The organism is Flavobacterium sp. 21.1, from assembly GCF_057801535.1.
This window is the reverse complement of the sequence record NZ_JBYNXA010000005.1, coordinates 337,777-355,805: the sequence shown is the minus strand read 5'-3', so window position 1 is coordinate 355,805 and position 18,029 is coordinate 337,777. Positions and strand designations below refer to the sequence as shown.

Annotated in this window: 24 protein-coding genes; all 24 read left to right on the top strand. The window is 34.1% G+C overall.

The annotated features are described in order from the left end of the window. Positions 1–166: 166 nt before the first annotated feature. The gene (locus AC3E9U_RS13615) at positions 167–1,540 is read left to right on the top strand and encodes a toxin-antitoxin system YwqK family antitoxin (protein ID WP_488747468.1); all 1,374 of its coding nucleotides are present in this window, start codon (positions 167–169) and stop codon (positions 1,538–1,540) included. Positions 1,541–1,654: 114 nt separating this feature from the next. Then, positions 1,655–2,386, top strand: a complete 732-nt coding sequence (locus AC3E9U_RS13610; RefSeq protein WP_488747467.1) for a hypothetical protein — start codon at positions 1,655–1,657, stop codon at positions 2,384–2,386. A 156-nt stretch (positions 2,387–2,542) separates the two neighbouring features. After that, on the top strand, positions 2,543–3,055 hold the full coding sequence (locus tag AC3E9U_RS13605) for a hypothetical protein (RefSeq protein ID WP_488747466.1): 513 nt from the start codon (positions 2,543–2,545) through the stop codon (positions 3,053–3,055). 204 nt (positions 3,056–3,259) lie between these two features. Next, positions 3,260–4,060, top strand: coding sequence for an SseB family protein (locus AC3E9U_RS13600; protein WP_488747465.1), 801 nt, complete (start codon positions 3,260–3,262; stop codon positions 4,058–4,060). A 37-nt stretch (positions 4,061–4,097) separates the two neighbouring features. Beyond that, a complete protein-coding gene (locus AC3E9U_RS13595) occupies positions 4,098–4,529 on the top strand; it encodes a c-type cytochrome (protein ID WP_488747464.1) in 432 nt (143 codons plus the stop codon). 67 nt (positions 4,530–4,596) lie between these two features. Beyond that, positions 4,597–5,088, top strand: a complete 492-nt coding sequence (locus AC3E9U_RS13590; protein WP_488747463.1) for a hypothetical protein — start codon at positions 4,597–4,599, stop codon at positions 5,086–5,088. Positions 5,089–5,406: 318 nt separating this feature from the next. Further along, positions 5,407–6,030 (top strand): outer membrane beta-barrel protein, encoded by a 624-nt coding sequence (locus AC3E9U_RS13585; RefSeq protein ID WP_488747462.1) that lies wholly within the window; start codon positions 5,407–5,409, stop codon positions 6,028–6,030. 39 nt (positions 6,031–6,069) lie between these two features. Continuing rightward, positions 6,070–6,537, top strand: a complete 468-nt coding sequence (locus AC3E9U_RS13580; protein WP_488747461.1) for a hypothetical protein — start codon at positions 6,070–6,072, stop codon at positions 6,535–6,537. Positions 6,538–6,645: 108 nt separating this feature from the next. Next, positions 6,646–7,335 carry a dioxygenase family protein gene (locus tag AC3E9U_RS13575; protein ID WP_488747460.1) on the top strand — a complete coding sequence of 230 codons (690 nt, stop codon included), beginning with the start codon at positions 6,646–6,648 and terminating at the stop codon, positions 7,333–7,335. A gap of 52 nt (positions 7,336–7,387) precedes the next feature. After that, positions 7,388–7,891 carry a YdeI/OmpD-associated family protein gene (locus AC3E9U_RS13570; RefSeq protein WP_488747459.1) on the top strand — a complete coding sequence of 168 codons (504 nt, stop codon included), beginning with the start codon at positions 7,388–7,390 and terminating at the stop codon, positions 7,889–7,891. 131 nt (positions 7,892–8,022) lie between these two features. Beyond that, on the top strand, positions 8,023–8,730 hold the full coding sequence (locus tag AC3E9U_RS13565) for a hypothetical protein (protein WP_488747458.1): 708 nt from the start codon (positions 8,023–8,025) through the stop codon (positions 8,728–8,730). Positions 8,731–8,778: 48 nt separating this feature from the next. Then, entirely contained in the window at positions 8,779–9,267 is a 489-nt protein-coding gene (locus AC3E9U_RS13560) for a hypothetical protein (protein WP_488747457.1), read from the top strand. Between the two features lie 67 nt (positions 9,268–9,334). After that, positions 9,335–10,078 (top strand): toxin-antitoxin system YwqK family antitoxin, encoded by a 744-nt coding sequence (locus AC3E9U_RS13555; RefSeq protein ID WP_488747456.1) that lies wholly within the window; start codon positions 9,335–9,337, stop codon positions 10,076–10,078. 45 nt (positions 10,079–10,123) lie between these two features. Next, positions 10,124–10,654, top strand: coding sequence for a hypothetical protein (locus tag AC3E9U_RS13550; RefSeq protein ID WP_488747455.1), 531 nt, complete (start codon positions 10,124–10,126; stop codon positions 10,652–10,654). Between the two features lie 6 nt (positions 10,655–10,660). Beyond that, positions 10,661–11,113, top strand: a complete 453-nt coding sequence (locus tag AC3E9U_RS13545; RefSeq protein WP_488747454.1) for a DUF3592 domain-containing protein — start codon at positions 10,661–10,663, stop codon at positions 11,111–11,113. A gap of 76 nt (positions 11,114–11,189) precedes the next feature. Then, positions 11,190–11,906, top strand: coding sequence for a hypothetical protein (locus AC3E9U_RS13540; protein ID WP_488747453.1), 717 nt, complete (start codon positions 11,190–11,192; stop codon positions 11,904–11,906). 1 nt (position 11,907) lies between these two features. After that, entirely contained in the window at positions 11,908–12,375 is a 468-nt protein-coding gene (locus tag AC3E9U_RS13535) for a hypothetical protein (protein ID WP_488747452.1), read from the top strand. A gap of 17 nt (positions 12,376–12,392) precedes the next feature. Further along, entirely contained in the window at positions 12,393–13,472 is a 1,080-nt protein-coding gene (locus AC3E9U_RS13530; protein ID WP_488747451.1) for an RNA-binding protein, read from the top strand. 79 nt (positions 13,473–13,551) lie between these two features. Then, positions 13,552–13,974: a hypothetical protein gene (locus tag AC3E9U_RS13525; protein ID WP_488747450.1), complete on the top strand. Its 423-nt coding sequence runs from the start codon at positions 13,552–13,554 to the stop codon at positions 13,972–13,974. A 254-nt stretch (positions 13,975–14,228) separates the two neighbouring features. Next, the gene (locus AC3E9U_RS13520) at positions 14,229–14,879 is read left to right on the top strand and encodes a hypothetical protein (RefSeq protein ID WP_488747449.1); all 651 of its coding nucleotides are present in this window, start codon (positions 14,229–14,231) and stop codon (positions 14,877–14,879) included. 250 nt (positions 14,880–15,129) lie between these two features. Next, on the top strand, positions 15,130–15,465 hold the full coding sequence (locus tag AC3E9U_RS13515) for a hypothetical protein (protein ID WP_488747448.1): 336 nt from the start codon (positions 15,130–15,132) through the stop codon (positions 15,463–15,465). A gap of 77 nt (positions 15,466–15,542) precedes the next feature. Continuing rightward, the gene (locus AC3E9U_RS13510) at positions 15,543–16,196 is read left to right on the top strand and encodes a hypothetical protein (RefSeq protein ID WP_488747447.1); all 654 of its coding nucleotides are present in this window, start codon (positions 15,543–15,545) and stop codon (positions 16,194–16,196) included. A gap of 427 nt (positions 16,197–16,623) precedes the next feature. Continuing rightward, positions 16,624–17,160 carry a hypothetical protein gene (locus AC3E9U_RS13505; protein WP_488747446.1) on the top strand — a complete coding sequence of 179 codons (537 nt, stop codon included), beginning with the start codon at positions 16,624–16,626 and terminating at the stop codon, positions 17,158–17,160. 162 nt (positions 17,161–17,322) lie between these two features. After that, positions 17,323–18,012, top strand: a complete 690-nt coding sequence (locus AC3E9U_RS13500) for an SIMPL domain-containing protein (protein WP_488747445.1) — start codon at positions 17,323–17,325, stop codon at positions 18,010–18,012. Positions 18,013–18,029 lie beyond the last annotated feature (17 nt).

Genomic DNA, 18,029 nt, shown 5'->3' with positions numbered 1-18,029 from the left:
CTACAACGGGGTTTTAGTGTTTGCTGGAATGTACTTTTTGTATATTTGATTTCAGTCTGGAACGGAATGGTTTGATGACGGCTCCTTGTCTGTCACAAAGTCCGCGGACGTTAACAGCAACCTTGACAGCTGTACCTAATAATTTTAGATCTCATAACTAAAGTAAATGAAGCTATTTCTAACAATACTCTTACTGAATTTTACTATTGTCAATTTGTTTGGACAGGACACTATCTGGGTAAAAGAAGGAAATAAAAAATATATGTTTCAAGGTGAATTTAAAGAATCATTACCTGATGGTCATTATTGTTCCTATAAATTGACTAAAGAAAACATTTCAATAGAAGTTACATACAAAGATAAAAATAAGACAGGCATTGAAAATAGATACTTTACATTCAGTAATGAAAAATATGCAACTATCAGTTGGATTAATGGTAAAAAAAATGGTGTTGAAAAACATTTCAACGGAAATGGAACCATTGACCATATACTAACATTTAAAGAAAATATATTAGATGGCCCTTTCGTAGTAAATTGGAGTGATGGAAAAAAACAATATAAAGGATTTTACAAAAATGGTTTCCGAGATAGTATTTGGACCTATTATGAGAATGGTAACAATATAATCAGTGACTCAACTAATTATTGGATTTCAAAGCAATATGAGTATAAAAAAGGAAAAAAGATTTTACTTTCAGCCTGGAATAAAAAAGGCCAACAAATAATTACTAATGGTAATGGGGTTTTTACCAGCGTTAATTACGACAATTACGTAAAAACCGAGAACTACTTTAATGGTTTGAAAAATGGAATTTGTTATGTCAAAAAACCTGACGGTACATTTTACAACAAACAACTTTACAAAGACGACCTGCTAATTCAAGAAATACTTTACGATGATGATGGTGAAATTGCTTCAATATCTGAATGGAATTATCCTATCCCAGTAAAAATTAACATAAAAAAAGAATGGATAGACACCTATATCACAAACATTTACTATAATGCAATTTATTACGACTACACTCCTACTAGAAATGGGAATTGGGTTGCTTATTATCCTAACAAAACTAAAATTTATGAAGGCGAATACCTGAATGGAAATAAAATTGGGGTATGGAATTGGAATTATCCAAATGGAAATAAACAAATTATTGCCGACCTTACAAAAAACATTTGGCAGCATTTTGACACTGAAGGAAATATTATTTCAAATTTACCTAATGAATTTTTATCAACTCTTACTGATAATTCTTGGCTTTTAAATCAAGAACTAGATTCAAAAAAAATTGTTCTAACCAAGTCTCACAAACAAACTGTTACTCCACGATTTGTTTTTCATTATGGCGGACAACTTGAAATAAATTCTTTCCTTGAGTGCGGTAAAGACATTGACAAGAGCTTAAACTCTTACTATTTACTTGCAGATACTTTGGTGATTAAAGTTGAAAATAAAGAAGTAGGTAAAACCCAAACCTATAAATTTAAGATTACCACAGCTACAGATGACAAAATAACAATGCAACGAATTGAATAAATCTGTATGTTAGCGGTAAACATTCCTAAACTTAACTCGATACAACAATAAAAATTGAGACTACTCTTACTATTCCTACTTTTCACCACTACTTTATTTAGTCAAAAAAAGACAATGGTTGAAATTGAAAACGAACTTCAACAGTCTTATCAAAAAATTGCATCAGACAGATTTGGCAGTGATTCAATCGCTTGGAATTCCCTTGAATCAGATACCAAAACATTTAAAGAAGCGATAACAAAATACATTGCTAACTATCCTGAAACACTTGATCATGAATTTAACTCCTTAAAAAAGGAAAATATTCATATTATTACCTCTGACGACAAATTGCTTAGAATTTATAGTTGGAATACTTGGTTAGGAGGTACTATGGATGATTTTGAAAACATTTTTCAATACAAATCAAATGATAAAGTTTATTTTCAAAATAGTATCGATAAAGAATCCAATGAATGGGAATATATTCCTTTTTATTCACAAATTTTCACATTAAAAACGGAGAATAAAACTTATTATCTGGTAATTAAAAACGGTATCTATTCAACCAGGGATGCTAGTCAATCAATTCAAATCTATACAATTGAAAACAAAAATCTGATTGACTCAGTGGAATTGATTAAAACTAAAAACGGTTTAACTCACGTTATAGATGTTTACTTTGATTTTTTCAGTGTTGTAAACAGACCAGAACGGCCGCTGCAATTAATCAAATATGATGAGGAAAAAAGAATTATCTACATTCCCATTGTTTATGAGAACGGCAAAGTAACTGACCGATTCATACTGTATAAATTTACCGGTAAATATTTTGAACATATTGAAACACAGAAAATAATAAAGTAGACTATGCCAGCCGTTAACAGCGGTTTTGTGCAAGTGGGGTTTTGGTGTTTACAGGAACGTACTTTTTGTATATTTGATTCCAGTCTGGAAAGGCATGGTTTGATGACAACTCCTTGTCTGTCACAAAGTCCGCGGACGTTATAACCAATTTCATATATGATGCCAGTAAAATTTCGAATTATAATAATTGCTACTTTGTCATTAATTTCATTTAGCTGCTTCAGTCAAAAATCTGAAACGGCTAAGTATTCGAAATTAGCAGATTCGACTTTATTGAAGAGAGCTCAAAAAATTATTATACTGAAACAAGATAAATTTGCTCAGGTATTTACAACCAAAGAAGCTTTTATTAAATCCTGCAAAGCTTGGCAAGAATATTCAAAAGACACTTCCTATAAAGAATTATTACAATACTTCAATACACATAAATCTTCAAACATCGAAATTGAAGAAGCTAAGCTTGAGGAAAAACTGAAATACTGTTACATGAATATACTTCAGAGTCTGATTCTTGATAAGAAATGTCTTGTCTATAACAAAACTTCAAAAAGGTTAGAAAAAGAAGTACTTGAAGATTTTTACGATAAAGACTCCCATAATTTCGGACTTGAGTATATAACTGAAAGTAAAATCAGTATTTTGAAAACTATTGATTATAGTTGCTACTAATATAATGGTCTGGGTTTGAATTAATCTTTCCAATGGGGTTTCGCAATGACTTAGCGAAGTAACCCGAAACTAACGATAGTTTCAAGGAATGCCAGGAAATCATAGTGCAATTCTCTCCTGCTTAACCCCATTCTCCATTCTAACATTTCTGTATATTTGTAAGAGTCAGTAATAGAATATCTGCTAAACCTCTTAAAAAACCACATGGGAATATTTGACAAAATCTTCGGAACCAATAAAAAGACTTCTGATAACAATGAAAATGCTGATAATACAAAATTGACAGCATTGTTAGAACAATATGGTAAAAACCAGAGTCAGGAAAATTACAAGAAAGTCTTTACTGAAATTACAAATGGAAATTCCGTGTTGTTTCTGCCATCCGTCAATGATGAAGAAACAAACAGCAACTGGAAAACCCTGGAAAAAGATTCAACGCTAACACTAACATCCGTTTTTGATATCGAGGGATTAACCGTTTTAGGTGTTTTCACCAGTCCGGAAACGCTAGTGGAATGGACTAAGAAAGAAACCCAATATACGGCAATGAAATCGAAAGACGTGATTGAATTTTGTCAGACACAAGGAATTGACAGAGTTGTTATCGACACTGATATGCCCACCATGTTTGTTTTAGAGCGAAACAGAGAAAATATCAAAACGGAGGTGATCAAAGAAAGTACGCAAGTGACAGTTGGAACTCCCATTAATCCAATCTCCGGAGAACTACTGCAAAAGTTCCAATCCAATTTTAAAAAAGTTAGTGTGATCAAGGAAGTTTATCATTATGCAATGGTCAGAAATGGTGAAAGCATATTAATGCTTGGTTTTGTTCTTGATACTTATTCAGACAATGCAAAAGCTGCGAGTTTAAACGCTGTCCAAAATTCCATGCAGGATGAAACACTTGACTTACCTCTTGAACTATTTATGTTAAGTGACGAAGGTTGGTATACAACCGTACAAAAAATTGAGGATTCACTGATTTATAGCCGTCTGTCATAAAGCCGGCGGGACAGTACAAGCAATTTAAAAACAGAACGTGGAAAAGAAATTTATAAATAGAATTTTGATTCTATCGAGCATAATCATTACAACTATAATTGGCCTACTTGTGTATTCCAATATGTTTCACGGGAATGAAAATCCGGGTTGTGCAGCAAAAGATATTCCTGAATTTTCCGGAAATGTCCCAACTCCACCCGAAAAACAAAAAGGAAAAGCAATTTTTAATTCTAACTGCGCTGCATGTCATAAAATGAATGCTAAAACAACACCCGATCTAATTAAAAATATATTCGAAAAAATGCCAAATGAAGAATATTTCAGACAGTTTATCACAAACGAAGATTCTCTTCTAAAAGCAAAGCATGAGCGTATTATGAAATTAAGAGAAGAGTTTCCTAACGGGTTTGTACACAATTTTAAGTTGACCAGTGAAGAAATTGAAGATTTGAAAAAATACATAAAATAAAAACTAAGATAAAACTTGCCTGACGTGTCTATTTTAGCCGAACGGAACAAATGAAAATCTATAAAAAGTGCAGGACGATTTCAACAGATTATTGGAATTGATAAAAAATCAAAACAACGAAATTGTTATTGAATTACTTTCTCATTGTAAAAATGACGAAGTTACTTATTCGACTTTTGACAAAGAAAGCTGTAAGGACAATCGATTACAATTATTAAACAACTACAAAATAAAGTGGAAATTTGAACAGCAACGAAAAAACAATCCGTTTGTATATGGTTATGAAGAATTAATTCCGGAATTGAGCAAAACGAAAACCGATAACATTTGTATTTCAAATATCACCTCAGAGAAAGGAAGCTACGTACTATTTACGGACGATAACAAAACGGATTTCATTGGAATATTAAAGTCAAAAAGAACTTTAGGAGAAATCAGAGAAAAATATTCCGAACACAAAAAAATAGTTGAAAAATCAGGAGAAAAAGTGATTTACGACTATGAATCTAATGAAATAGTATTTGTCAATGGCGTATTAAAAGACAAAACAAATTCCTAAAAAGACATTATTAAAATGAACATCATACTATTCACACCTCGCTGCGCAAAGTCTCCTGATTGACATTACTGACAATCAAAAAAGAGTTTAATTTAGAAATAATTCTGAAATAAAACCTTCTCTTACCTGCGTTCTGAACAAATCTTTTTTTTATGTTAGGATTTCCATTTACCTGTTTATATGATTGATTGCAGACCGTATTAATTGTTTATTTGTGTATCTCTGAATATATGTCCTTGTAATTTAGTAACCGGTGACTATATTCTGATTTGGTAAAATTTTGAAAAAAGACAGCTAATTTCTATCAGACTCAATTCTATGAAACTAAAAAAACTCATTGCCCTCGGCTTGATTGCCACTTCAACATTTTGTTTTGGACAGGAGACCAATAATCCGGAAAGCAAAAAACCGAAATTTGGTTATGGAGTCTATTTTGGAATGGGCAACGCTACTTTAGAGCATAATAAGCTGGGAACATTAAACAGCGATGTCCTTTCAATACGACTTAATGCAGATTTCGGTGATAAAGACTTTAAAATAGCCTCAGGAATAGAAGTATTAGGTTGCAGTGCCAGTTTTTATGATGGAACAATGCAGAGCACATTAAGAAACAATTATTTACAAATACCGCTTAAATTTATTTGGAATATCAATCTGGATAAAGAAGAAAAACTAAACTTAATATCAGGTATTGGTACCTATGGTAATTTTTTATTGGATTCTTCAGTTTACTCTAATGGGGATAAGGTCAATACCAAAAGTGGAGGTGCAAATATGGGATTCAGTTTTTTACTTGGAATGAAATATAATTTAAGTCCGAAAACATCCATTGGGATTAATGCGGATACCATGTCCGAATTCAGCAAAATAGAAAAAAATGGTTATGCACAAAAGCAAACGGGAATCTTTCTTTTTAGTGTCGGATTTTCGCAAAAATTTTAAAAAAGCCAGTACTTTAGCAGTCAGTCAAAAAACAGAGTTATGAGCATAATAGAATTAGCAGAAAAACAGAATATCGCTGACAACAGTAATTTAAGTAAAATTTACACCCAACTCGGAGCACTTTTGAAACAATTAAAAACCAGAGAATTGCCCGGCGAAGTAATTGCATCTATTAATAAGGATATTGAAGAAATAAATGCTTCGTCTGTTATGGGCAATGATTTGAAGAAATTAGTAAAACAAAAACAGACGAACATTATAAAACTGGTCGAAAAGGAAGTAAAAATCGTACCCAAAAACTATTATCGTAATCTTTGGTTACCGCTGGGAATGTGCCTTTTTGGTGCGCCGATCGGAGTTATTTTTGGCTCAAGCGTTGGTAATATGGGATTAATTGGAATAGGCTTTCCGATTGGGATGGCTATCGGAATTGTAATAGGTTCCGGAATGGACAGAAAAGCATGTAAGGAAGGAAGACAATTGGATATAGAAATCAAACCTGTTTAGTGGTCTTCTTTACAATGCAACGATCTTTTCGTATATTTGAGTAGTGACAAAACGAACTAAGTTGCAATAGATTACGTTGAAATTCAATCATTCATAACCTATAAAATTATGGACCGAAAAAAATTCCTCAAAAACAGCGTGCTGGGACTTGGAGTGGTAGCAGCCATGCCCTCCGTAATTGCTTCCTGCTCGGACGAAGAACAAAACCCCGTAAATACGGATGGTTGTCCTACCTCTCCGACAGAAACAAAAGGCCCGTTCCCTAATTTAACGCCAACACAACTGGTCAGAGCAAGTATCATTGGAAACAGGACCGGAATAGCGTTACTGGTAACATTGACCATTCAGGATAAAAGTGAAGGCTGCAAACCGTTATCAGGCGCTTTGGTGGATATCTGGCACTGTGATAAAGACGGTAATTATTCGCAATATGGCGGAATCCCAATGCAGACTACAGACTACACCAACGAAAACTTTCTACGCGGCAGGCAAACTACCGACCCCAATGGTAAAGTATCGTTTATAAGCATTTTCCCCGGCTGGTATCCCGGTCGAGCGCCGCATATTCATGTAGAAATTCTGAGCCCGGGCGGCAGTTCCTTATTAATAACTCAGATAGCTTTTCCAAAAGCTATATGTGACGGTGTTTATGGAACGGCCGGCTATCACGGAACGGCAAATATGGCAAATGAAAGTGACACTATCTTTTCCGACAGCCTGAACGCGAATATGGCCGATTCTCTGACAGGAAATACAACGGATGGTTATACCTTATTGAAAACCCTTACTGTTTCGTAACTGCTAGTAAGACCGCTTCGGGTAATCGTAAAATAGCGCACTTAAAATTACTATGGACAAAAACAAAACTTACGACTTTTCGGCAATTGTAAAAATTATTGGAATAAATCCGTACGTAAGTGTTCCTGAAACTATTTTGAAAGCAATTATCGCTGACGCAGCGAAAGCAAAGGGTCCAATTCCTGTTACCGGAACGGTCAACAACAAAAAATACCTGCAAACTTTAGTAAAATATGCCGGCGAATGGCGACTTTATATAAACACCACCATGCTGAATAATTCACCAAAACGAATTGGGGAAAACATTAAAGTTACTATTGCGTTTGATCCTATCGAAAGAAAAACAGAAATGCATCCTCTATTAAAAGAAGCGCTTGCAAATAATCACGAAGCAAACACTATATTTGAAAAACTTACTCCGTCCCGAAAAAAAGAAATTATCAGGTACATTTCCCATTTAAAAACGGAAGAAAAAATTAAAGAGAATGTTTCAAAAGCTATTAATTTCCTATTGGGTGAAGGAAAATTTGTGGGAAGAGAAAATCTTCATAAGTAAGACCCGCAGAACGTTCAAAACAATGATAAACAAACGAAATCTGGCAGTAGCATTCTTAGCACTATTCATTTTTGAAAGCTGTAAATCGAGAACCGATTGTACGCATAATTTCGAATATCATTAAAAGCCTTATGAAACGACACCTTACAACACTGTTCATCCTTATTTTCGGATTTGCTTTCGGACAGGACTTCTCGTATCCGACTATTAGCAAACAAGGAAATGACATTCACAGTTTCATTCCCAAAGCCTGGTCGCTTTTAGACTCAGCACAAGGCGACCTGAATAACGACCAGCATAATGATCTGGCCTTAATTATACAACATACAGACAGTGTTTCTCTGATCAAAGAACAATTCGGGGAAAACGATACAATCATAACGCAGCCAAGAGTTTTACTACTTCTTTTTTATAATCCGAAAACCCAGCAATATCAGTTAGCAAAGCAAAGTAACAGTTTCATTCTCAACCATGACCAGCCTAATATGGACGAACCTTATCAGGACATTTCGATCAGCAAAGGTGTACTGAAAATTGAGTTCCATATTTTCATGAACGCAGGTGGCTGGAATATGTCAACTAACATTTATAAATTCCGCTTCAAGGACAATGATTTTGTTCTGATCGGCGCTGATTATAATGATTTGAACCGCAATTCGGGAGAAATAGAAGACCGAAGCTATAATTTCCTGACCAATAAAGTAAAAATATCCACCGGAACAATGGAAAGTGATAAACGAAAAACAGTATGGCGGACACTTAAACTTAAAACACTCAAGACCTTAGATACCTTTACGCAGCCTTTCACCTGGGAAGTTGAAAAAGACTATTTTTTATAACCAAAAAAACTGCATAAAGCTAACAGAATGTTAACTATCTTTTTAAACATGAAACAATTATCATTTCTATTCCTCGTCTTTGTAATGGTTACAGGCTGTTCAGAATCTAAGGAAAGTAAAATATTGGCTAACCGAAATTTCAACGATGGTGACTGGTTATTCGTCAATGTTAATTATGCTGAAAAAACTTTGAAACTAATTGATGATGAAGCGATTTTGAAGGACAATCCAAACGGAATTGATATTTCCAGTTCAGGTGAATGTGGCGGAACAACGTGCGATGGTTTTTTAATGCTTTACAAAAACGGCAAACTCGTTGCACAAGACGAATATTTAAGTAACTCTTCAGTATTTGAATCTTTAGCGATTAAGAACGCTTATAAGCCCGGTAATGAAACTTATGTTGAGCCGAAGGATAAATCTGATTTTGAAAAAAAATGGGATTCCCTACTAAAAAGAAACAACTATCCGACTATTTATCACACGCAACCGGACGATAAGGATATCATTCTTAGCTACATGAAAACCGAAAACTAACAAGCGGTTGGACAACTCATTTTCTTCCTCACCTTTCTGTATATTTGTGAGCAACATCGACGATTTTATGTATAAAAAGATAAGTGTTTTTTATTTCATTTTTTGTCTGCTTCTTTCATTCGCAAGCAGATCAGCAGTAGTTAAAGGGACGCTGTTAAGCAGGCATTTCTGCAATACTATTGATTATATCACCGAATTCAAAGTAGATGACCAACCGGTGCTTAGAAACTATCAAACTTCCCAAGGAAAATTTATTCTTGAAAATATTGAAAATGGAAAGCATACTTTTGAAATAACCTGTCAGGGTCATTATAAAACATTGATTTTAGACGTAATTATTGATAAAGACACGGTAAACTTACCGGTATTTAAACTACATGCTTATTATAGCGATGGTTACACAGATTTAAGGGTTAAGAGAAGAGGATTTTGGCCAACGAAATACTACTATGAAGACGGTACGTTATCATCCGAAGGAAAATTCAAATTTAAAATACACATAAAATATGTAAGAGGCTACTTTCTCACAGTAAAGAATGGCCCGTGGAAACACTATAATGAAAACGGATGCATCAGAACAGAAATCAATTATAAAGATGGCACACCGGACGGTGTGCTCAAAGAATATGATTTCAACGGAAAAATATTTTTTAAAGGTTTCTTTTGCGAGGGAAGCAAGTGTGGCCAATGGGTGTACTATGGAAAAGATGGGGAAATCGACTGTATTGCAGAATTTGAGGACAATAAGGTTGTGATTAAATTCAGTGAAATATATGACAAGGAATGTTTCTCTGAAGGTTGGATTGGTTAACGAGATCGCATTTCAAAAATTCAGAACAGACAGAAAAATATAAGAATGAACGAAAATATAAAATTCAGAACCTATAAAACCAGCATCAATATCTTCATTTTTTCGAGTTACGGTAATTCAAAAGTCTATGAAATTGCTGAAGGTAAAAGCGCTATTTTACCAGGAATAAAATATTCGGTTTTAACGCTTTTGTTTGGTTGGTGGGGCTTCGGATTACCCTGGAAAGCGTTTGAAAAATTCAAGAATAGCTTAACCGCATTACATATTAACTTTTCCGGCGGAGAAGATTATACCAAATTATTTTCGGAGATGGATTATCCGGACAAAACCGTTTGGGTCTTTAATAATCTTAGGAGAGAACTTTTTGAAAAATCGAATCTTGAAATTGTCGACATCATCATAGAATTACAAACTGAGTTCGAAAAATCGAATCCGGAAGTATCCCTGGAAAAAAACATAATGTTTTTGAATGAGAACCTGAAAAAAATAAACATCATTTACTTAAGAAATTCCGATTTAGAAGAAATAATCGGTCGGATTAAACAATTCGATCTTATTAACTTGGAACAACACTAGTTACTAATGAAATACGCAGAAAAATACTGGAAAATAATACTCGTCATTTTTGCATTTTCTATTTTTATAAATCCGGCTATGAGTTTTCTTTTATTAGGTTTAGCAATGTGCTGTTTTAGCACCATGACTTATATTTCCAATAAAGAAATCCAAAAAAAAGGCATCGAACGCTCCGGGAAAATAATATCTTATGAGTCCGATAATGAAGGGGATAAATTTCCGATAATTGAATTTGAAACGATAAACGGAGAATTAATATCCGCTAAATCATACATATATGTTTCAACTGACCTTATAGAAAAACCGGTTATTATTTTATATCATCCAAAAAATCCAAAGAAATTCATTGTGAAAAGTGAAAAAGAATTTAATTCCTTTTTTGCTTTTATACTTTTTGCTGTAAGTCTCGGTTTTGTAATTATAGCTATTTGCAGCTTATTTGGTTACTTAAAATTATAATTCTAAACATATGAGCTGTCGATCCAAAGATTATAAATCATAAGTTTTAGGTAAATTTATCCTCATGAAAGAAAAGATGCTAAGTTTAATAATCCTCCTCGTATTTGTAAGTTCCTGTACCAAAACAAAACCCGGATTAATAAGTAAATCACTTATTGGAGAATGGCGATTAGACTCTGTTTCGGGAGACTTTAAAAAATGGGACGATGATTATGTTTACATCACCGACAAAAATACGTTCTGGAAATTCACCTACGATAGCGACCACTATTTAATTGACAGCTGTTTAACAATTTCAGAGAATAAGGTTTTAAAGAACGACACTGAAGTATACGATATTAAAATAACAGATTCTGCGTCCTTTATATTACAGGATAAAAAGGGCAATAAATTTTTCTATCGCAATCAGGACAGGCGTTTTGAAGAAGATCATACGCAGAATTTAAAAGATTTTATTGCTAAGGATTCCCTGCACAGAAAAATAAATGGCTGGTGGAAATTAACAGACGCTACTTGGAAACCGGTAAAACTGATCAATTATGGTAATGCAAAAAATTTCACCATGCATTTAGGTAAGGACGGACAGGCAGCGATTTACATAAACCATAATATCGATTCTTTGGTTGATTATTCCTGGGAAACCCGACCCGAAGGAATAAGCATGGGCAGGCTTTGCATAGCTGGATCACGTTCTCCTGTTTATTACTTAGACAAAAATAAAATGAAAATGTCATTCGATATAAAAATCATGGATACCTTAACTTTTGAAAGATGCAGCCCGCTGAAAAAATAACATGGCATTCCACGTAAATTTAAAAACGGATTTAGAAACAAATGAAGTGCTGGACAGATTAAATGCTGTTACCGAAAAATTTCATTCCGACAGTAATTCCCGGTGTAAATTCGAGGGAAAAATAACTTCTTCCGAATTTCGAATATATCCCACGTTTGATTATGGACCAAGAAATCAGTTACGTCCCGAAATCAATGGAAAAATTGAACAGTATGAAAACTACTGTTTGATAAGGCTAAAATTTGGACTTGCAGATCATCTGAAACTTCCTTTGTTTTTAATAGTATTTATAAATATAGGTTTTACCGTCTTCCTTTTTGTGAAACCAATTGATGAAGTCATTACCTGGAAAGTTTTTGCTTTATTCATACCGTTAACCTTTGGAATGTTTTACTTAACTTTTAAACAGAAAACCGATTCTTCAACAAAGATTTTAATGCAGCTTTTTGAAGCTGAAATAATTAAATAAATCACGTTTATATTACAATGAAAGCAAATAAGATTTATGATATAACGTTTGACACTGACGAAAGTATAATGACGGCAACTTTATCGAAGTCCAATGAAGTTGTACTTTTGATGAGTTCGGGAAGTGTGATCAGATTTAACTTAGACGATCGAGCAGGAACTTACTTATTTTCAGTTAATAGTAATTTTACTTATGAAGATGGAGGGTTTGACACCTCAGCAAAAACTTCAATATACGCCTTAGAAGAAATTGTAGTTGTGGCAAATGACTTAAAAAGACACGGGTTTGTTCATTATCCGGGTAAATACAAATCGCTGCATTTGTGGAGAGCAGATAATTTTGCCGATATTTCAACGTATCCGATAGCCCTATACAAAAATACCGATGGGATACCGCATCTAATTTATAGCGAGGCCTGGAATCATATTCAGATAATGAATCTCGACAGCCGGCAGATTTTAACGGCTTCAAAATCCTTAATAGAAGAAAACGCAGAAGAGCGGCATATCGAATATTATAATAAATACAATGAAGACAACAAACTGCCGTGGCCAAGGCCTTATGATTACTTTTTTGGTCAATTGTTTGTGTCTCCAAACCAACAAAAATTTTTAAGTGCCGGCTGGGCATGGGGTTCCTGCGACTGTTATACTATTTACGATACTGACCAGTTTATAAACAGCAACCGAATTTCCGATTTAAAAATTGGTATGTGGGAGCATGAAAACAGACCCACCTGCTGGATTGATGACGATACGATCGCCATTGCATACAATCCCTATGTGGATGGAGACGAAAATGCAACCGCTGACACGCCATGCGAAATTCATTTTCATAAAATCAACGGAGACACTGTTGAAATAAACCGAAAAATTCCGATTGCCGACAATAATATCCTTAAGTCGAAAATGTATTTTAGCAAAGCCATGAATGCATTCGTTATCGTTTTTCACAAGGGTGGTTTTGCAGTGATTTCACTTGACGGCCAAATCATTTATAATGACGAGAACTTAAAAGTGAACGATTACCATGTTGCGTCAGGTCGCTTTTTAGTAGCCGGTGACAAAACAATTTCGGTTTATGAAATCGGAGAATAAAGAATTAAATAACGTTGATTTTCCACTTGGAAAGTCTGTCTTGCCAATAACAAGTAACCGTTAATAGATTATATAAAAAATGAGAAAATATCTTGTCTTAATTATAGTATTGTCACTTTCCTGCAACAATAACCAGAAAGAATTGGACGAAGGACCAATTGAACCGGACTACTTTCACTTAACGGAACAAAGTTCTGATAAGAGCTACGGTTTTACTGAATCAAATCCGATTAAGGTTGGAGGCCGTCTGGAACGAATAGGACCGAAAAACGAACGCCGGTTTTTGAGTGCGTTAAAAGGTCCAAACGGAGAAGCCGTTAGATTTTACAGATCCGGAAGCTGCTGTCTTTTTGAAACGCCCAATGTGGAAAAAGGATTCAAAGGCTCACTTGATATCTACCAGGTATACTGGGAAGATATCCCTGATACTTTGCAGATTTACATAAATATGTATGACCACGAGAATTTAATGATTCCTGTGGGTTTCACTGCAAAAAAATAGCCTTATTACAAACAAATTGTGGTTTCGATTAAATTCAACTGCTTGAAAAATACAATAGAAATGCACCGGACAGAGTTATGCAACATAAAAAAATCATGCTCAAATTGAAACCAGTGTTGCTTTTTTTGCTTCGCGCAATCCTATTCATTTTTTTGACAATTACAACTCAGATAGGAGGTGTTGTTTATTTATCTAGTGTTTTACTTTCTAAAAAATGGAAAGCAGATTTTAAGTTCAAAACGGCAGTAGTTTTTATGATTCTATATCTATTTTCAACATTCGTAATTGTTCCAAACATTGCTCCGATCTTTGGAAGAGAAAAAGTAAAACACTCGCAAATAATCGGACCCACAAATTATTTCACTGTTTTACTGAATCGAAATTATGTCCGACCGCAATTAAACGATCTACTCGCAAAAACCGAACGTAATTTAACCGGTACCAATGTGAAAATACATTATTTAGATGCCAGTTTTCCATTTGTAAACAAATTCCCGTTATTGCCGCATTTAAGTCATAATGACGGTAAAAAAATCGATTTAAGTCTGATTTACGAAACCGAATCAGGTGAACTGTCGGATAAACAAAAGTCACGAAGCGGTTACGGATCCTTTGAAAACCCAACACAAAATGAATTTGACCAAATTGGGCTTTGCTTAAAAAGCGGGTATTTCCAATACGATTATCCTAAATACCTGACTTTCGGAAAAATCAATCAGGAGTTATCTTTTTCAAAAAAAGGAACTTCAAAACTCATCGAGAGCCTCTTGAAAAACAAAAATCTGGGGAAGCTTTTTATTGAACCTCATCTGAAATATCGAATGGGATTGACGGATGCCCGAATAAAATACCACGGTTGCAGAGCTGTACGGCACGATGACCACATTCATATTCAACTGAAATAAAAATTATGAAACTATCCTTTAAGATTTTATGGTACACTTAAAAAACGATTAAAAAAATCCGTAACAATATAAAACTGGCGTAACATTTGCAGTAACTGCCCCCGAAACTAAAGACTATCGATTTGAAAAGAGTATGGAAAATAAAATAAGAATACCCAGTCCCTGTAACGAAAATTGGAATTCAATGTCGCCGGATAAAAAAGGCCGGTTTTGTGCTTCCTGCAATAAAACTGTAATTGATTTCACAAAAATGAAGACTACTGAAATTCAAAAATATTTTGTTGAAAATGCAAACAATGAAAGTATTTGCGGATATTATAAATCCGATCAGATAGAAAATAGTCAATATTCTAAGTTGCGAAATCGATTTAACCAAATAAAAATCAGACCTATTAAAATTATTGCCTTATTCTCGCTAAGTTTTCTATTTACTTTCACAAGCTGTATAATGGGTAAACGAGCAACAGCAGAAGAGTTCGTTGAAAACGATACAATTGATCAGAATCAAATTAATGATCAAGTTCAACATACAGAAAAGCAAACTGATTCTTTAAAAACTAAGCTCCGTCCTTTAAAAGAAAAATAATTCTCTGTAAAAAGCGACTGTATGAAAATGTAGTTCTATCCCCAAAATAGGGTTTATTTTGATTTGATAAACTTAATATGAAACATCTAAAATATACAGCTGTACTTTCAGTTTTCCTTATGCTTAGTTGTCAGCGAAAAACAAATGAATTGGAATTCGAAAAAAATACCCTCGTTGAAATATTTCCAGCTGCGATCGATTCGCTATGGATTGAAAACAGAATTGCGTTAACTCCTCCTCCTCCTATTGATTTCAAAGAAAAAAATAAGGATGTTGCGTACTGGAAAAACAGCAAAAAACAGTTAAAAGAAGAATTGTTAGATTTCAAAAAAGCACATTCAAAAATTAGGGCCGTTATCTCCGACACGATCCGACCAATTAATTCTCAGGAGCGAACTGAACTGCAACTGCATTTTCAGAATATTACCTTCGGAAAAGAGGAATCTGAAGATCGTTTGTACTATCTTATGGATCGTAAAAGAATAGTTGCTTTTCCAAACTTAAAGGTAATTTTCGCTTCGAAAAACTATTGGGAAAACAGAAAACATTCTCATCCCGACTATTTAGAAATTCGCGGAACAGTTTCATTGTCTAAGATACTGTTTGACGACACAAAAGACTATGGATTGCTGCGTGCTAATGTTTCTATTTTTGGATCGGTTTCCACCTATCGGATATTCATTAAAAAAAGTCATGGAAAATGGCTGATTGACAAATTGAAGTCAATCTGATATAAATACCCAAAAACCTAAAAGATAAATTATGAAACTGTTCAATAGAATTACTGCCGTCTTAATTTTACTTCTAAACGTTTATTTTTTGCCGTTCACTTTCATCATAATTAAAGAAAAAGGCGGTCCGATGGCATTTGGCCTTATAAACCTACCATTCACTTTAGCTATAAATCTCTTAGTAATTTCCGCAGTACTGATATTTACAAAAAAGCATGAGAAAAATCTTTGGCTGTCTTTCGTAAATTTCATTGGTTTATGTTTTGCGGCATTTTTATTTTTCCTGCTGATCTCAACGCCAAGAATGGATTAATCACGACTTTCTTTAATTCTTTCTCGGTATATTTGCGGATAGCAGTCATAAAAATTTCCGCTTCTCTTAAACCGGCGGAACAAGGACATCGAATAAAAAACAACCCTATAAAAAATGAAAAAATATTTATTTTACTTTGCCGTAACCGGTTGGGCACTCGGACTACTGGTTCATATACTATCCGTCAGTGATATTGACGTAACCGAAAAGGTCCCTTTTATCTGGCTTTTGCATATCGGAATTTTTATTGTTATGCTTCCGGTAGTTCTGGACTTCAAAAACAACACAGAACTACAGGAATATCAGCAGTCGGGTATGGCAAACAAAATGAATCCGACCGCTTTGTTTAAAATCTTGTTCAAAGATACGCCGACCTGGATGGCTATCTTAGTAATAGGAAGTTTCTTCTATGCATTCATAAATTTTGCATTATTTGCAATGTCACAGGAAGGAAGTCCGGAAATCAGGGACGGACTGTATATTTTACACAATCACGGAAAACTTATCAGAACGCTGACCGAGCAGGAATACCATCATTTCAGAGCAAATGAAATACGAGGGTTTTCCGGTCATTGGATTTTATTCTATGGCCTGGCTACAGCTCTATTATTTAAATTTAGCGGGCTCACGAAAAAAACCGAAATAATTTAATAGAACACTATTAATAACATTAGTAATAATATCATTTTCCACTCGTTATATTGGGGAAGTCCTTCTTCCGGTTTCTGCTTTTTCCAAATTTTTTCTTTAAGACTTTTCGGTATATTTGTAAACATCAGCAATAAAAATCAACACAATTTAAAAACATAAATCATGAAGAAACTAGCTTTAATCTTATTTGTCTTCCTAAGCAATTTTGTATTTTCCCAAAGCCCGGCTTCTTCCCAAATTCCTTTTATAGAGGTCGTAGGAACGGCCAGAAAAGAAATTGAGCCGAATCAGATTTATGTCTCAATCACATTAAGCGAAAAATCCATAGATAACAAAAAATACAGGATAGAAGATCAGGAAGTGAAGTTACATCAGATTTTAAATGATTTAAATATTCCGAAATCCAAACTGACTTTAGCCGACTTTACCTCCTCCATCATAACGGAAAAGAGAAAGGAAGTAGGTTTCAAACAAAGTAAACAGTTCAATCTTATTTTAGATAACGGACCACAGGTTTCCCAATTATTCGAAAAACTGTTTGAAGCAAATATCAAAGAAGCTGATGTTTTTAAACTGGACCATACTGATATCGTCAACTATAACAAAGAAGTTCGAATTGAAGCCTTGAAAGCCGCAAAAACAAAGGCCGAATATCTTTTAAATTCTGTAGGAAATAAACTTGGAAAACCATTGGAAATCATTGAGCAAAATGCTGACTCAAGGGATAAGTATAATTATACCAATATGTATTCCGTTGGATTAAATTCTAATTCTGTAACAGTAACTCCACCCAGTGAGTTTAAAAAGCTGATTATTTCCTTTTCGTATAAAGTGAAGTATTCTATCGAATAAACACCGAATGATTTAGG

What these genes read in the sequence shown, in the direction of transcription:
- AC3E9U_RS13560 (WP_488747457.1), top strand. Translation starts at nt 8,779, where the DNA reads ATGAAACAATTATCATTTCTATTCCTCGTCTTTGTAATGGTTACAGGC.
- AC3E9U_RS13540 (WP_488747453.1), top strand. Translation starts at nt 11,190, where the DNA reads ATGCTAAGTTTAATAATCCTCCTCGTATTTGTAAGTTCCTGTACCAAA.
- AC3E9U_RS13530 (WP_488747451.1), top strand. Translation starts at nt 12,393, where the DNA reads ATGAAAGCAAATAAGATTTATGATATAACGTTTGACACTGACGAAAGT.
- AC3E9U_RS13500 (WP_488747445.1), top strand. Translation starts at nt 17,323, where the DNA reads ATGAAGAAACTAGCTTTAATCTTATTTGTCTTCCTAAGCAATTTTGTA.
- AC3E9U_RS13545 (WP_488747454.1), top strand. Translation starts at nt 10,661, where the DNA reads ATGAAATACGCAGAAAAATACTGGAAAATAATACTCGTCATTTTTGCA.
- AC3E9U_RS13510 (WP_488747447.1), top strand. Translation starts at nt 15,543, where the DNA reads ATGAAACATCTAAAATATACAGCTGTACTTTCAGTTTTCCTTATGCTT.
- AC3E9U_RS13585 (WP_488747462.1), top strand. Translation starts at nt 5,407, where the DNA reads ATGAAACTAAAAAAACTCATTGCCCTCGGCTTGATTGCCACTTCAACA.
- AC3E9U_RS13615 (WP_488747468.1), top strand. Translation starts at nt 167, where the DNA reads ATGAAGCTATTTCTAACAATACTCTTACTGAATTTTACTATTGTCAAT.
- AC3E9U_RS13610 (WP_488747467.1), top strand. Translation starts at nt 1,655, where the DNA reads ATGGTTGAAATTGAAAACGAACTTCAACAGTCTTATCAAAAAATTGCA.
- AC3E9U_RS13520 (WP_488747449.1), top strand. Translation starts at nt 14,229, where the DNA reads ATGATTCTATATCTATTTTCAACATTCGTAATTGTTCCAAACATTGCT.
- AC3E9U_RS13565 (WP_488747458.1), top strand. Translation starts at nt 8,023, where the DNA reads ATGAAACGACACCTTACAACACTGTTCATCCTTATTTTCGGATTTGCT.
- AC3E9U_RS13555 (WP_488747456.1), top strand. Translation starts at nt 9,335, where the DNA reads ATGTATAAAAAGATAAGTGTTTTTTATTTCATTTTTTGTCTGCTTCTT.
- AC3E9U_RS13515 (WP_488747448.1), top strand. Translation starts at nt 15,130, where the DNA reads ATGAAGACTACTGAAATTCAAAAATATTTTGTTGAAAATGCAAACAAT.
- AC3E9U_RS13550 (WP_488747455.1), top strand. Translation starts at nt 10,124, where the DNA reads ATGAACGAAAATATAAAATTCAGAACCTATAAAACCAGCATCAATATC.
- AC3E9U_RS13575 (WP_488747460.1), top strand. Translation starts at nt 6,646, where the DNA reads ATGGACCGAAAAAAATTCCTCAAAAACAGCGTGCTGGGACTTGGAGTG.
- AC3E9U_RS13580 (WP_488747461.1), top strand. Translation starts at nt 6,070, where the DNA reads ATGAGCATAATAGAATTAGCAGAAAAACAGAATATCGCTGACAACAGT.
- AC3E9U_RS13535 (WP_488747452.1), top strand. Translation starts at nt 11,908, where the DNA reads ATGGCATTCCACGTAAATTTAAAAACGGATTTAGAAACAAATGAAGTG.
- AC3E9U_RS13570 (WP_488747459.1), top strand. Translation starts at nt 7,388, where the DNA reads ATGGACAAAAACAAAACTTACGACTTTTCGGCAATTGTAAAAATTATT.
- AC3E9U_RS13605 (WP_488747466.1), top strand. Translation starts at nt 2,543, where the DNA reads ATGATGCCAGTAAAATTTCGAATTATAATAATTGCTACTTTGTCATTA.
- AC3E9U_RS13525 (WP_488747450.1), top strand. Translation starts at nt 13,552, where the DNA reads ATGAGAAAATATCTTGTCTTAATTATAGTATTGTCACTTTCCTGCAAC.
- AC3E9U_RS13600 (WP_488747465.1), top strand. Translation starts at nt 3,260, where the DNA reads ATGGGAATATTTGACAAAATCTTCGGAACCAATAAAAAGACTTCTGAT.
- AC3E9U_RS13505 (WP_488747446.1), top strand. Translation starts at nt 16,624, where the DNA reads ATGAAAAAATATTTATTTTACTTTGCCGTAACCGGTTGGGCACTCGGA.